General features: G+C 71.3%; 12 protein-coding genes. 3 read left to right on the top strand and 9 right to left on the bottom strand.

Going from position 1 to position 14,290, the window contains the following annotated elements:
* Positions 1–16 precede the first annotated feature (16 nt).
* The gene (locus tag OHU35_RS30095; protein WP_359897038.1) at positions 17–1,726 is read right to left on the bottom strand and encodes an urease subunit alpha; all 1,710 of its coding nucleotides are present in this window, start codon (positions 1,724–1,726) and stop codon (positions 17–19) included.
* Positions 1,723–2,427, bottom strand: a complete 705-nt coding sequence (ureA, locus tag OHU35_RS30090; protein ID WP_189727886.1) for an urease subunit gamma — start codon at positions 2,425–2,427, stop codon at positions 1,723–1,725. The genes OHU35_RS30095 and ureA overlap by 4 nt, the downstream gene beginning before the upstream one ends.
* Before the next feature lie 146 nt (positions 2,428–2,573).
* Here ureA and OHU35_RS30085 point away from each other — a divergent pair, with 146 nt between their 5' ends.
* Complete coding sequence (locus tag OHU35_RS30085; RefSeq protein WP_405507520.1) at positions 2,574–4,025, top strand: cytosine permease; 1,452 nt, start codon at positions 2,574–2,576, stop codon at positions 4,023–4,025.
* Between the two features lie 40 nt (positions 4,026–4,065).
* On the opposite strand, the gene OHU35_RS30080 is transcribed toward OHU35_RS30085, so the two are convergent.
* Together OHU35_RS30080 and OHU35_RS30075 are read right to left on the bottom strand one after the other, a co-directional pair.
* Positions 4,066–5,154 (bottom strand): branched-chain amino acid aminotransferase, encoded by a 1,089-nt coding sequence (locus tag OHU35_RS30080; RefSeq protein WP_189727882.1) that lies wholly within the window; start codon positions 5,152–5,154, stop codon positions 4,066–4,068.
* 243 nt (positions 5,155–5,397) lie between these two features.
* Positions 5,398–6,441 carry a 3-isopropylmalate dehydrogenase gene (locus OHU35_RS30075; RefSeq protein ID WP_184598610.1) on the bottom strand — a complete coding sequence of 348 codons (1,044 nt, stop codon included), beginning with the start codon at positions 6,439–6,441 and terminating at the stop codon, positions 5,398–5,400.
* A 153-nt stretch (positions 6,442–6,594) separates the two neighbouring features.
* Here OHU35_RS30075 and OHU35_RS30070 point away from each other — a divergent pair, with 153 nt between their 5' ends.
* Positions 6,595–8,172, top strand: a complete 1,578-nt coding sequence (locus OHU35_RS30070; protein ID WP_405507518.1) for a purple acid phosphatase family protein — start codon at positions 6,595–6,597, stop codon at positions 8,170–8,172.
* A 46-nt stretch (positions 8,173–8,218) separates the two neighbouring features.
* Here OHU35_RS30070 and OHU35_RS30065 read toward each other — a convergent pair whose 3' ends face one another.
* The 5 genes from OHU35_RS30065 to OHU35_RS30045 form a co-directional block, all read right to left on the bottom strand.
* Positions 8,219–8,350 carry a hypothetical protein gene (locus tag OHU35_RS30065; protein WP_010048656.1) on the bottom strand — a complete coding sequence of 44 codons (132 nt, stop codon included), beginning with the start codon at positions 8,348–8,350 and terminating at the stop codon, positions 8,219–8,221.
* Between the two features lie 246 nt (positions 8,351–8,596).
* The gene (locus OHU35_RS30060) at positions 8,597–9,139 is read right to left on the bottom strand and encodes a GNAT family N-acetyltransferase (protein WP_405507516.1); all 543 of its coding nucleotides are present in this window, start codon (positions 9,137–9,139) and stop codon (positions 8,597–8,599) included.
* A 39-nt stretch (positions 9,140–9,178) separates the two neighbouring features.
* On the bottom strand, positions 9,179–10,045 hold the full coding sequence (locus OHU35_RS30055; RefSeq protein WP_405507514.1) for an alpha/beta fold hydrolase: 867 nt from the start codon (positions 10,043–10,045) through the stop codon (positions 9,179–9,181).
* A gap of 74 nt (positions 10,046–10,119) precedes the next feature.
* Positions 10,120–11,751: an L-glutamate gamma-semialdehyde dehydrogenase gene (pruA, locus tag OHU35_RS30050; RefSeq protein WP_189727874.1), complete on the bottom strand. Its 1,632-nt coding sequence runs from the start codon at positions 11,749–11,751 to the stop codon at positions 10,120–10,122.
* A 34-nt stretch (positions 11,752–11,785) separates the two neighbouring features.
* Positions 11,786–12,712, bottom strand: a complete 927-nt coding sequence (locus OHU35_RS30045) for a proline dehydrogenase family protein (RefSeq protein WP_405507512.1) — start codon at positions 12,710–12,712, stop codon at positions 11,786–11,788.
* A 191-nt stretch (positions 12,713–12,903) separates the two neighbouring features.
* Between OHU35_RS30045 and OHU35_RS30040 the strand changes: the two genes are divergently transcribed.
* Positions 12,904–14,211: a PucR family transcriptional regulator gene (locus OHU35_RS30040; RefSeq protein WP_405507510.1), complete on the top strand. Its 1,308-nt coding sequence runs from the start codon at positions 12,904–12,906 to the stop codon at positions 14,209–14,211.
* Positions 14,212–14,290 lie beyond the last annotated feature (79 nt).

Raw genomic sequence — 14,290 nt, 5'->3', positions numbered from 1 at the left:
CCTTGTCTGGGGGTCCTTAGAGGAAGTACAGGCGGTTGAGGGAGACCGAGTCGGCGGGATCCGAACGCAGGGGCTCGCCGTCGAGGGTGACCAGACCGGTGCGCTGGTCGACGTCGACCGCTCCGGTACGGGAGTTGCGCCGCAGGTCGGCCGGGCCGATCCCGCGGGTGCCGCGCACGGCGACCCTGCGGCGGCGGGTCGGCATCGCGTCGCGCCCCTGGTCCAGGGCGGCCTGCGCGACGAACGCCACCGAGATGTCGGCCGGTGTCGCCCCGTGCGCGCCGAACTGCGGCCCCAGCACCAGGGGTTCGCAGGTGTCGGTCGCCGCGTTCGGGTCGCCGGTCACGCCGTACGCCGGGAAGCCGGACTTCAGTACCAGCTGCGGCTTGGCACCGAAGTACTCCGGGCGCCACAGCACGATGTCGGCGAGCTTGCCGGCCTCCAGCGACCCCACCTCGTGCGCGAGCCCGTGCGCGAGGGCCGGGTTGATGGTGAGCTTGGCCATGTAGCGCAGGACGCGTTCGTTGTCGTGGTCGTCCGGTGCGCCGAACTCCGACTTCATCTTCCCGGCCATGGCGAAGGTGCGGCGGACCGTCTCGCCCGCGCGTCCCATGCCCTGCGCGTCCGACGAGGTGATGCCGATCGCGCCCAGGTCGTGCAGGACGTCCTCGGCGCCCATGGTGCCGGCGCGGATGCGGTCGCGGGCCATGGCGGCGTCGCCGGGCAGGTCGGTCTTGAGGTCGTGGACGGAGACGATCATCCCGTAGTGCTCGGCGACGGCGTCCCGGCCGAAGGGCAGGGTCGGGTTGGTGGAGGAGCCGATGACGTTCGGTACGCCCGCCATCTTCAGGACGTTGGGGACGTGCCCGCCGCCGCAGCCCTCGATGTGGAAGGCGTGGATGGTCCGGCCCTCCAGCGCCTTGAGGGTGTCCTCGACGGACAGGCATTCGTTCAATCCGTCGCTGTGCAGGGCGACTTGGACGTCATGCTCCTCGGCGACGCGCAGGGCGGTGTCCAGGGCGCGGGTGTGGGCGCCCATGTCCTCGTGCACCTTGAAGCCGGAGGCGCCGCCCTCGGCGAGGGCCTCGACCAGCGGGGCCGCGTGCGACGACGAACCCCGGCCCAGGAAGCCGATGTTGACCGGCCAGGCGTCGAACGCGTTGAACGCGTGCCGCAGCGCCCAGGGCGAGTTGACGCCGACGCCCCACACGGGCCCGAACTCCTGCCCGATGATCGTGGTCACGCCGGAGGCGAGCGAGGCCTCCATGACGCGCGGCGACAGCAGGTGGACGTGCGTGTCGACGGATCCGGCCGTGGCGATGAGGCCCTCGCCGGAGACGATCGACGTGCCGGTGCCGACGACGACGTCGACTCCGTCGAGGGTGTCGGGGTTCCCGGCCCGCCCGATCGAGCGGATCCGGCCCTCGCGGATGCCGATGGAGACCTTCCGGATGCCCTGGACGGCGTCGATCACGACGACGTTGCTGATCACGACGTCACAGGTCTCCCGGACCGCGGCGGCCTTGAGATGCAGCCCGTCGCGGGCGGTCTTGCCGAACCCGGCGAGGAATTCGTCGCCGTAGCGCTGGGAGTCGGACTCGACCTCGATGGTGAGACCGGAGTCGCCCAGCCGGATACGGTCGCCGGCGCGGGGGCCGTGAGCGGCGGCGTACTCGTGCGGGGTGAGGCGGCGGGCCTCGGCGGGGTGTCCTCCTGGGCGGCTCATCGCCCGGCCTCCTGATCAGCTGTGTCCGGTACGCCGAGGTAGCCGCAGGCGGCGGCGCGGCGCAGTGCCTCCTCGCGGGCGCCGGGCGCGTCCAGCGCCCCGTCGACCAGACCGGCGAACCCGATCGCGATCCGGTCGCCGCCCATGGGCACCAGCCCGACCTCGACGCTCTCCCGCGGCCCGAACCGCACGGTCGACCCGGCGGGCACGGCGAGCCGCATCCCGTAGGCCCGCTCCCGTGCGAAGTCGAGCCGCGGGTTCGCCTCGAAGAAGTGGAAGTGGGAGGTGACGGAGACGGGCACGGTCGCGGTGTTGGTGACCGTCAGCCGCTCGGCCGGTTCGGGCTCGGCGTGCTCGGGTCCGGGCAGCAGCGCGCCCGGTGCGGCCGGCCCCGATCCGCCGCCGATGGGGTCGGAGACGACCGCGAGCCGCGAACCGTCGTCGAAGACCGCCTCGACGTGCACCTCGGTGACGACGTCGGCGACACCGGCCAGCACGTCGTCGGGCCCGAGCACCGCTCGCGCACGCTCGATCGCCTCGGCGAGCCTGGCACCGTCCCGGGCGGCCTCGCACACGGTGTCCGCGACCAGCGCGGTGGCCTCCGGCACATTCAGCCGCAGGCCGCGCGCCTTGCGGGCCCGCGCCAGCTCCGCGGCCGAGAAGAGCAGCAGCCGGTCGCGTTCCGTGGGAGTCAGTCTCACGCCTCGGCACCTCCTTGCCATCCGACGGTTTAGAGCATCACTCTAAACACAGGATTTCTGCAACCCACCCGTTGACGGAAGATGGCTGATCACGTCACATTGAGCGTCGTTCTAAAAGTGATGGCGGCGTCGAAGGAGACCAGCCCATGCCGATCGAACAGCGCGGAGTCGACACCATCCCCGAGGAGGAGCGCACCAGCGGGCCGCGCGACCTCGTCTCGATCCTGCTCGGCTCCAACCTCTGCCTGGGGGTGATCGTCTTCGGCTGGCTGCCGCCGTCCTTCGGCCTGGACTGGTGGGGGTCGGTCAGCGCGGTGCTCGCGGGCACGGTGGCGGGCGTGGTGTTCACCGCTCCGCTGGCGCTGGTCTCGCTGCGCACGGGCACCAACCTGTCGACCTCCTCCGGCGCCCACTTCGGGGTGCGGGGCCGACTGGTCGGCTCGGTGGTCGGGCTGCTGCTGGCCCTCGGCTACACCGCGCTGACCGTGTGGATCGGCGGGGACGTGATGGTCGGTGTGCTGGGCCGGCTGGCCGGACTGCCGCAGGGCGGGATGTCGTACGGAGTCGTCTACGGGCTGCTCGCCGCGGCCACCGTCGCGGGCGCGGTGTACGGCTACCGGGTGCTGCTCGCGATGTCCCGGGTGCTGGCGTTCGGCATGACCGCCCTGCTCGCCCTCGGCGTGGCCGCCTACGCCCCCGGCTTCACCACCGCCGCGCTGCCGGAGGCCGGCGGCTATCTGCTGGGCGGGTTCTGGCCGACCTGGCTGCTCGCGGCCGTGGCGGCCGGGCTGTCCGGGCCGATCGCGTTCATCACGCTGCTCGGCGACTACACCCGCTACATCTCCCCGGCCCGTCACTCCTCGCGCCGGGTGCTGCACGCGACCTGGCTGGGGCTGATGCTGGGGCTGCTGGTGCCGCAGCTGTTCGGCACCTTCACGGCGTACGCGGCCGGAGCGGCCCTCGACTACGCGGGTCCGCTGGTCTCCGCGGCCCCGGCCTGGTACCTCGTCCCGCTCCTCCTCGCGGCCTCCGCCGGCTCGGTCGGCAACGCGGGTCTGATGCTGTACTCGATGGGCCTCGACCTGGACGCGATCCTGCCGCGCGCCTCCCGCGCCACGGCCACGTACACGGTCGCCGGTGTGGCCACCGCCTGCGTCTTCGCCGGGCACTACTACTCGACCGCGCAGCACGCGATGACGTCCTTCGTGCTGCTGCTGACGGCGATCGGCACGCCCTGGGCGGTCATCACCCTCATCGGCTTCGCCCGCTGCCGCGGGGTGTACGACCCGGACGCCCTTCAGGTGTTCAACCGCCGCGCACGGGGCGGCGTCTACTGGTACCGCGCCGGCTGGAACGTCCCGGCGACACTCTCCTGGGCCGCCGGAGCGGCCGTCGGCGTCCTGGCGGTGTCCCTGCCGTCGTACGAGGGACCGCTGCTGTCACTGACCGGCGGGGTGGACTGCAGTTTCCTGCTGTCGGGGCTGGTGGGCGGGGTGGCTTATGTGCTCTCGGCCCCGGGCTCGGTTTCAGTGGAGCGCGGGGCCGATGAGGCAGGTCGGGCTTCCAGCCCAATCGCTTCGGGTGGCGGGTGGGCATAGGCCGGGGCCCGGGGGCCGAGCCCCCGGAGGGCAGGGACACTCAGCCCAGCTGGTGCATCCAGCCGTGCTTGTCCTCCGCCGTACCGCGCTGGATGTCGAGCAGAGCCTGGCGGAGCTTCAGGGTGACCTCCCCCGGCTCGCCCCCGCTCTGCTTCCACTCCACCCCGGCCCGCTTCACCGTACCGACCGGCGTGATCACCGCAGCCGTACCGCAGGCGAACACCTCGGTCAGCGATCCGTTCTCCGAGTCCCGCTGCCACTGGTCGACCGAGACCCGGCCTTCCTCGGCCTCGTACCCGAGGTCACGGGCGACGGCGAGCAGGGAGTCACGGGTGACGCCCTCCAGGATGGACCCGGTGAGGGACGGCGTGACGATCTTGTCCCCGTACACGAAGTACAGGTTCATGCCGCCCAGCTCCTCGACCCAGGTGTGCTCGACGGCGTCGAGGTAGCAGACCTGGTCGCAGCCCTTGGTCGCGGCCTCGGCCTGCGCGAGCAGGGACGCCGCGTAGTTGCCGCCCGTCTTGGCGTCGCCCATGCCGCCGGGGACGGCGCGGACGCGGTCCTCGGAGACCCAGATGGAGACCGGCTTGACGCCGCCAGGGAAGTAGGCGCCGGCCGGGGAGGCGATGACCAGGAACAGGTACTCGTTGGCCGGCTTCACGCCCAGGCCGACCTCGGTCGCGATCATGAACGGACGCAGGTAGAGGGACTCCTCACCGCCGTGCGCCGGGACCCACCCCTTGTCCTGCCTCACCAGCGCGTCGCACGCCTCGATGAACGTCTCGACCGGCAGCTCGGGCATCGCGAGCCGGCGCGCGGAACGCTGGAAGCGCTCGGCGTTCTTCTCCGGGCGGAACGTGGCGACCGACCCGTCGGGGCGGCGGTAGGCCTTCAGCCCCTCGAAGATCTCCTGCGCGTAGTGCAGGACCGTGGTGGCGGGGTCGAGGGAGATCGGCGCGTACGGCACGAGCTGTCCGTCGTGCCAGCCGCGGCCTTCCGTCCACTTGATCGTCACCATGTGGTCGGTGAAGTGGCGGCCGAACCCGGGGTTGGCCAGGATCGCCTCGCGTTCTGCGGCGGAGAGCGGATTGGCGGAGGGCTTGAGCTCGATCGTGGGCGTCGTCATGGGTTGATGTCCTTCACCGGTTGTAGTGACGGGCCGCGCTCGGTACTGCTCTGATGATGACCAGTGCTAGGACGTCCGAGCATTCCCTCATTCCGCGGCCTCGCGTTCGATTATCGCCCGGGGGCGGCGGCGGAAGGAACGGGGTGAATGCGACCCGGTGGTCGATGGTGGCACCCGGCGGGAACATGCGAAAGCCGCCGGGTGCGGATGCGACCCGGCGGCTCTACTGGAAGCAGCGGCGGGTCAGCCGGCTACTCGTACGGCGAGCGCGTCGCCGATCTCCGTGGTGGAGCGGGCGGGCTTGCCCGTGCGCTCCGACAGGTCGGCGGCGACCGCCTCGTCGATACGGTCGGCCTCGGCCTCGTGGCCGAGGTGGCGCAGGAGCAGGGCGACGGACAGCACCGTGGCGGTCGGGTCGGCCTTGCCCTGGCCGGCGATGTCCGGGGCCGAGCCGTGCACGGGCTCGAACATGGACGGGAAGTCTCCGGACGGGTTGATGTTGCCGGAGGCCGCCACGCCGATGCCGCCGGAGACGGCCGCGGCGAGGTCGGTGACGATGTCGCCGAAGAGGTTGTCCGTGACGATCACGTCGAAGCGCTCGGGCTGCGTGACGAGGTAGATCGTCGCCGCGTCCACGTGCATGTACTCGGTGGTGACCTCGGGGAACTCCTCGGCCACCTTGTTGAAGATGTTGGTCCACAGGTGACCCGCGAAGGTCAGCACGTTGTTCTTGTGGATCAGCGCCAGCTTCTTGCGCGGCCGGGCCTGGGCACGGGCGAAGGCGTCCCGGACCACGCGCTCGACACCGAAGGCCGTGTTCACGGAGACCTCGGTGGCGACCTCGTGCTCGGTGCCCTTGCGGATCGTGCCGCCGTTGCCGGTGTACGGGCCCTCGGTGCCCTCGCGGACCACGACGAAGTCGATCTCCGGCTCGCCGGCCAGCGGGGTGGCGACACCCGGGAGCAGCTTCGACGGGCGCAGGTTGACGTGGTGGTCGAAGGCGAAGCGGAGCTTGAGCAGGAAGCCGCGCTCCAGGACGCCGGACGGCACGCTCGGGTCGCCGATCGCGCCGAGCAGGATGGCATCGTGCTTCTTCAGGGCGTCGAGGTCGGCGTCGGTGAGGGTCTCACCGGTGGCGTGGTAGCGCCGGGCGCCGAAGTCGTACTCCTTGGTCTCCAGCTTCACATCCTGCGGAAGGACGGCGGAGAGGACCTTCAGCCCTTCGGTCACGACCTCCTGGCCGATTCCGTCACCGGGGATCACTGCGAGATTGATGCTGCGAGACATGCGGGCACCCTACTCCTCGTCCCATGGGATGACACGGGGTGTCCGTGATGCGGACAGGGCCTGACACCCGCCCGGGTGACGGCACGCGTCCGTCGGCCCGAGTTCACCCGTATGTGGTGCGGTTGTTGGCCTCCGCTGGGAAGTTCACTCGATATGGAGATCCCCCACTTCGGCATCCCGCCCGAGCTCGCGCGCCGGATGAGCATGGCGGAACAGCACGAGTACCTGCGGACGCGACTGTCGCGGCGGCGCACGCTGGTGACGGCGGGCGCGGTGGCGAGCGGGCTGCTGACCGGCTGCGGCTCCGGTTCCCGCTCCGGTCAGAGCGGCGCCACGGCGACCGGGAGCCCGTCGCCGAGCACGTCGAAGGCGCCCGGCTCCTTCATCACCCCCTTCGGCCGCCATCTCGCCTTCGGCTCCGACCCGAAGACGCAGATGCGGATCTCCTGGCAGGTGCCGCTCGCGGTGAAGAAGCCGTACGTCCGGGTCGGCCCGCGCCCCGACGACCTCGGCCGCAAGGTGGAGGCGGAGCTGCGGGATCTGCACACCCCGGAGCTGAAGGGCGTGCGGGCGGCGGTCGACCAGTACTACCTGCACGCGGCGCTGGACGGCCTGCGCCCGGACACGACGTACTACTACGGCGTCGGCCACGAGGGCTTCGACCCCGCGTCCCCCGGGCACCGGTCGACCATCGCGTCCTTCCGCACGGCACCGGCGAGTCCGCCGAAGCGGTTCGTGTTCACCGCGTTCGGCGACCAGGGCGTCGGCGAGGAGGCGGCCCTCAACGACCGTCTGCTGCTGCGCCAGGACCCCGCCTTCCATCTGCACGCCGGCGATATCTGCTACGCCGACCCGACCGGCAAGGGCAAGGAGTCGGACGTCTTCGACGCCGGGCAGTGGGACCGGTTCCTCAAGCAGACCGAGCCGGTCGCCAGGTCGGTGCCGTGGATGGTGACGACCGGCAACCACGACATGGAGGCCTGGTACTCGCCGGACGGCTACGGCGGCCAGCTCGCCCGCTTCTCCCTGCCGGACAGCGGCTTCGACGCACGCACGGCACCGGGCGTGTACGCCTTCACGTACGGCAACGTCGGCGTGGTCGCGCTGGACGCGAACGACGTGTCGTACGAGATCCCCGCCAACTACGGCTACACGGAGGGGAGGCAGACGAAGTGGCTGGAGAGGAAGCTCGGCGAACTGAGGGCCGCGAAGGACGTGGACTTCATCGTCGTCTACTTCCACCACTGCGCGTACTCGACGTCCACGCACGCCTCCGACGGCGGGGTGCGCGCCGAGTGGCTGCCGCTGTTCGCGAAACACGAGGTGGACCTGGTGATCAACGGGCACAACCATGTGTACGAGCGGACCGACGCCGTCAAGAACGGCGAGGTGGGCAGGCCCGTACCGGTCGGCGGGACGACGGACCCCAGGCGGGACGGGATCGTGTACGTCACCGCGGGCGGCGGCGGCAAGGAGCTGTACGGCTTCCCGGACGGCGTGAAGGAGAGCTACGAGGGGAACACCGCCGACCGCGAGTCGGTCGCCACGTTCCGGTGGACCAAGTCCCAGGACACGAAGGCGGAGTCGGTGCAGTGGTCGCGGGTGCGCTACCGCGGGTTCTCGTTCCTCTCCGTGGAGGCGGAGAGCGGCGCCGCACCGAGGTTGAAGGTGTCGGCGCTGGCATCGAGCGGTGAGCGGATCGACCATTTCGAGGTGCGGCGCGGGGCGTGAGGCCCCGCACCGCGCCTCGTCGGGCGGCTCCCGGTCCAGGGGCGGCTCAGTGGCCGGTGGATCCGCCGTTGTCCCTGCGGTCGAGGGCGCGCTGGAGCGCGGCGGCGGCGTTCTTGCGGTCGGACTCGCTCGTACGGGAGACGTGACGGACTCGGCGGCGGACGGTCGTCTCGGCCATGGGAAATCGACTCCTTCGACAGCATGGAGCGCGGAGAGGGATACGAGACGCCGGATGGGGCGGGGAGCGGTGCCGCAGGGATTGCCTGCACGGGGCCCGGCTCACGACCGCCATTCGCTTGGTCGAGCGAGACGTTCGGCTCCTACAAAACTAAGGGAGGCCGGAGCGTCTGTCTCCACAATTACTCGGACTTCCTACTATCTGAGACGGTGGACTACGTCACACCGCGCTGAGCTGCGGTGATTCCTAGAGCACGTCGCCGTCGCGCCAGTCGAAGAGCAGTGCGTGCGCGGGGTCGAGCGCACCGGCGAGGGCCGGCCGGACATAGGTGCTGTCCTCTTCGTCCGGCAGGCGGATGTCGCCCTCCTGCGGGCTGAGGGCGTGCACCTCACCGCTCCACAGCCGCCAGCCGCGGGAGGTGTAGAGCCGGGCGCCGTCCGCACTGGCGGAGAGGGCGCCAAGGTCGTAGGCGCGCTCGACGACGCGTTCCAGCTCGCCCATGACCCGCCCGCCGAGGCCGCCGCGGCGGGCGTCGGCGCGGACGGCGACGTTCTCGACGTACCCGGCGCGCAGCCACCGCCCGCGGTACCGCACCCGGCGCATCACGACCGCCCCGTGCCCGGCGAGGCCGGAGTCGTCGTGCACGAGGGCGTGCATGCCGCCGAGGCCGTGGTCCCAGTCCTCGTCGCCGAAGTCGCCGTCGAAAGCGGCGTCCAGGAGGGCCCGTACGGCGTCGAGGTCGGCGGGGGCGAGGTCGGCGGTGTGGGCGGTGCGCACGCGGAGGGTCATCGGCCCAGTATGCGAACGGGCCGGGTGGCTCTCGACCGGTTAGCCGAGCCCGAGGCCCGCCGCCACGGCCTCCCGGAAGCCGCGGGGGTCCTCCACCCACGGCAGGTGACCGGCTTCCGGCAGCACCACGCGTGTCACGCGCGGCAAGGCCCGCTCCAGCGAGTCCACCGCCGAGCGCGGGCGGATGTCCCGTGCGCCGTCGACGATGAGCGCGGGCACGTCGAGGGCCTCGCAGGCGGCGTAGAGGCCCGGGGTGCCGCAGACCTTCCTCGCCTCGGCGTTCAGCTGCTTGTTGCACGCGGCGTTGATGCCGAACCAGGGGTCGGCCATCCGTTCGGCGTGCTCCGTCGACCGGTCGGCGTCCGGGAACTCGGCCGACCAGTGGAGGACCGCCCATTCCCGCTCCTGGGCCTGGTCACGCCCCGGCGTCTCGGTCAGCTCCCGCCAGCGGGCCAGACGTTCGGGCCGCTCCCCGAGCCGGGCCGACTGGTTCTCCTTGTACGCGCCGTGCCAGTCGGTGTCCGGACCGATGCCCGTACCGCTGACGTAGATCAGCGTGCCGACCCTGTCCGGGTGCGCCAGGGCGTGGTGCAGCGCCAGTTGCGCGCCCCAGGAGTGGCCGAGCAGCGCCGTCCGGTCCAGCCCGAAGTGCCGTCGTACGGCGTCGAGATCGGCCACGAAGCGCTCGACCGTCCACGGCCCGTCGCAGGGCTGTGAGCGCCCGCAGCCGCGCTGGTCCCAGCGGATCACCGTGGCCAGGTCGCCGAGCAGTGCGGCGACGTCGTCGAACATGTCCCACAGTCCGGGCCCGCCGTGGCACAGCACCAGGGGCGTGGTGCCCCGGCCCGAGCGCTGGGCCCACAGCCGTACGCCGTCCTCGGTGGTCACGGTCTCGGTCTTCGTCATGGCGCCAGTGTTTCCGCCGGACATGCCGACGGGCCAGGTCTTCACGACCTGGCCCGTCGGTGCACCGCGGGGTCTCAGCCCATGTGCGGGTACGTGTAGTCGGTCGGCGGGACCAGCGTCTCCTTGATGGCGCGGGTCAGGGTCCAGCGCATCAGGTTCTGCGGGGCGCCGGCCTTGTCGTTGGTGCCGGAGGCGCGGCCGCCGCCGAAGGGCTGCTGGCCGACCACGGCACCGGTCGACTTGTCGTTGATGTAGAAGTTGCCGGCCGCGTAGCGGAGCTTGTCCGCCGTGTAGGCCGCCGCCGCGCGGTCGTTCGCGATGACCGAGCCGGTCAGGGCGTAGTCGGAGACGGACTCCATCTGGGTCAGCATCTCGTCGTAGCGGTCGTCCTCGTAGACGTGCACGGCGATGATCGGGCCGAAGTACTCGGTGCGGAAGACCTCGTTCTCCGGGTCGCTGCACTCGATGACGGTCGGGCGGACGAAGTAGCCCTCGGAGTCGTCGTAGGTGCCGCCCGCGACGATCGTGCAGGAGGCGTCCTCCTTGGCGCGGTCGATGGCGGCCTTGTTCTTGGCGAAGGCACGCTCGTCGATGACGGCGCCGATGAAGTTCGACAGGTCGGTGACATCGCCCATCTTGATGCCGTCGACCTCGGCGGCCAGCTCCTCCTTGAAGCCGGAGTTCCAGATCGAGGCGGGGATGTACGCGCGGGAGGTGGCGCTGCACTTCTGGCCCTGGAACTCGAAGGCACCCCGGGTGAAGGCCGTCTTCAGGATCGCCGGGTCGGCCGACGGGTGGGCGACGAGGAAGTCCTTGCCACCGGTCTCGCCGACCAGCCGCGGGTAGGTGCGGTACTTCTCGATGTTGTTGCCGACCGTCTTCCACAGGTACTGGAAGGTGGGGGTCGAGCCGGTGAAGTGGATGCCCGCGAGGTCGCGGTGCTCCAGGGCGACCTTCGAGACCTCGATGCCGTCACCGGTGACGAGGTTGATGACGCCCTTGGGCAGACCGGCCTCCTCCAGCAGCTGCATGAGCAGCACGGCGGCGTGGGTCTGCGTCGGGGACGGCTTCCAGACGACGACGTTGCCCATCAGGGCGGGGGCCGTCGGGAGGTTGCCCGCGATGGCGGTGAAGTTGAAGGGCGTGACCGCGTAGACGAAGCCCTCCAGCGGGCGGTGGTCCAGACGGTTCCACACGCCCGGGGAGTTCGCCGGGGGCTGCTCGGCCAGCAGGTCGCGGGCGTAGGCGACGTTGAAGCGCCAGAAGTCGATCAGCTCACAGGGCGTGTCGATCTCGGCCTGCTGGGCGGTCTTGGACTGGCCGAGCATGGTGGAGGCGGCGAGCGTCTCGCGCCAGGGGCCGGACAGCAGCTCGGCGGCGCGCAGGATGATCGCCGCGCGGTCGTCGAAGGACAGGGCACGCCAGGCGGGCGCGGCGGCCAGGGCCGCATCGATGGCGTCCTGGGCGTCCTGCTGCGTGGCGTTGCGGTACGTGCCCAGCACGGCCTGGTGGTTGTGCGGCTGCACGACCTGGAAGGCCTCGCCGCCGCCCATCCGCTTCTCGCCGCCGATGGTGCAGGGCAGGTCGACGGGGTTGTCGGCCAGCTCCTTCAGCCTGGCCTCCAGCCGGGCACGCTCGGGCGAGCCGGGGGCGTAGCCGTGCACCGGCTCGTTGACGGGGGTGGGGACCTGGGTCACAGCGTCCATGTTTTCCCAAACTCCTTACTGAGCGGTGTGTCGGTCAGCCCTTGGTGAGCATCGATCGTGCGAAGAACCGCAGGTTGGCCGGTTTCTCGGCGAGCCGGCGCATGAAGTAGCCGTACCAGTCGGTGCCGTAGGCGGTGTACACGCGCATGCGGTGGCCCTCGGCGGCGAGGCGGGTCTGCTCGTCGCCGCGGATGCCGTAGAGCATCTGGAACTCGTACTCGTCCAGTTTGCGCCCGGCGCGGTGGGCGAGCTCCTGGCCGATCGCGATCAGGCGCGGGTCGTGGGACCCGATCATCGGGTACCCCGTCCCCTCCATCAACGTACCGAGAATCCGTACGTACGCCCGATCGATCTCGTGTTTGTCCTGGTACGCGACCGAGGCGGGCTCCTTGTACGCGCCCTTGACCAGGCGCACCCGGCTGCCGTTCGCGGCGAGGCGGCGGGCGTCGGCCTCGGTGCGGAAGAGGTAGGCCTGGATGACGCAGCCGGTCCCCGGGAAGTCCTTCCGCAGCTCCTCGTGGATGGCGAACATCGAGTCCAGGGTGGTGTGGTCCTCGGCGTCGAGGGTGACCGTGGTGCCGATCTCGGCGGCGGCCTCGACGACCGGGCGCACGTTCTTCAGGGCCAGCTCGTGGCCGTCTTCAAGCGCCTGCCCGAACATCGACAGCTTCACCGACATCTCGGCGCGGGTGCCGAGTTCCAGCGGTTTCAGCCGGTCGATCAGCTCCAGGTAGGCGTCCCGGGCGGCGGCGGCCTGCGCGGGGTTGGTGATGTCCTCGCCGACGACGTCCATCGTCAGCTCCAGACCCCGGTCGGCGAGGTCCCGGACCACCGGGACGATGTCGTCGACGCCTTCGCCCGGGATGAAGCGGTCGACGACCTGCTTGGTCACCGGGGCCGCCGAGATCAGGCGTCGCATCCGGTCGCTGCGAGACGCGGCGAGAATCACGGGACCCAGCACGGGGCACCTCCAGAGCACAACCAAACGGATGGCCGGACCTCGTGCGGATGACGCTTCGGGTACGGCGCGGAGAACCACCGTGAAACCTAGGGATCCCTTCGATCGTCGGCCATCGACAGCTGTCACGCATCCGTGCCGCAGATCTCAGACAGATGTATGAAGGGTGGTGGCCGGTGGGGGACAATGCCCGCATGACGTCGGAACACCGGGGCGACTACGAGGAGCTGGTCGACGAGATCTCGGAGCTGCTCGGCGCGCCCGCGACGCTGGAGAACCGCGACTTCGAGCTGATCACCTTCGGGGCGTACGACAGTGAGGGCGACCTCGATCCGTCGGCCCTGGATCCGGTGCGCACCCGTTCGATCCTCACCCGCCGTTCGACCGCGGCCGTCCGGGCGTGGTTCGAGGGCTTCGGCATCACGCGTGCGACCGGCCCGGTGCGCATCCCGCCGACGCCGGAGGCGGGGGTGAACCGGGGGCGGATCTGCCTCCCCGTCCGCCACCGGGGCGTGGTCCACGGCTATGTCTGGCTCCTGGACGACGATCCCGGCCCGAGCGAACGCCAGCTCTCCGCCGCCATGCGGGTCACGACCCGGATCGGGGCGCTGCTCGCGGACGAGGCCCAGCACGGTGCCGACCTCAGCCGTGAACTGCGAGCCGTCCTCACGGCGGAACGCGACTGGCAGCGCGACATGGCCATCGCGGAACTCCGCACCGCCCTGGGCCCTCGAGCCGACGGTCTGCACACGGTGATCTGCGTGGCCCCCTGGCCCTCGGCCGACCCCGACGACGCCCCCTCGGTCCGCACGATGCCGGGCGCGACGGCCCTGTGCACGCTGCCGTGGGGGGCGTCGGCCCAGTGCGTGGCCCTGCTGATCCGCCTGCGCTCGACGGACGTACTGACTCCGGCGACCACGGCGGCGACGCGGCTGCTGGAGCGGGCGGGCGGCAGCGCTTCCTCCACCGGGTCCGGGTCCGCGTCCAGGTCCGGGTCCGCGTCCAGGTCCGGGTCCGGGTCCGGGTCCGGTCAAGCGGGCCCCTCCGCCCACGGGCCCGCCGGCACCGCCGCCGGCCTCGCCACCCCCCGCTCCGGCCTCGCAGAGCTCGGCACTGCCTGGTGGGAAGCGTCCGCCGCAGCCCGGGCGGCGCTGGCCGAGGCCCGGCTGGGGCCGGTCGCGCAGTGGGCGGCGATCGGGCCGTTCCGGATGCTCACCGCGCTGCCGCCGGACGTGGCCCGCGACCCCGCCGTCCACGCCCTGCTCTCCCCGGTGCACCGGGAACTCGCCCGTACCGCCGAGATCTACCTCGACTGCGCCGGCCAGGCCGCCCGGGCCGCCGCCGAGCTGGGCATCCACCGCCAGACCCTGTACTACCGCCTGTCCCGGATCGAGAAGCTGACCGGCCTGGACCTGGACGACGGCGAGGACCGTCTGCTGCTGCACATGGCGTTGAAGGGGGCCCGGCTCGCGCACGGTCGGGCCATCGGGCCTTCCGGGTGAGACCCATCGCCCGAACGGGCGATCTTCAGGACGGCGCCGTGCCGTCGGGCGCCGCGCGCGGTCACGGATCTCCCGGTGT

This window comes from Streptomyces purpurascens, assembly GCF_045040895.1.
In the GTDB taxonomy this organism is placed as follows: domain Bacteria; phylum Actinomycetota; class Actinomycetes; order Streptomycetales; family Streptomycetaceae; genus Streptomyces; species Streptomyces purpurascens.
The sequence above is the reverse complement of the archived record's forward strand: the minus strand, read 5'-3'. Positions and strand labels throughout refer to the sequence as shown.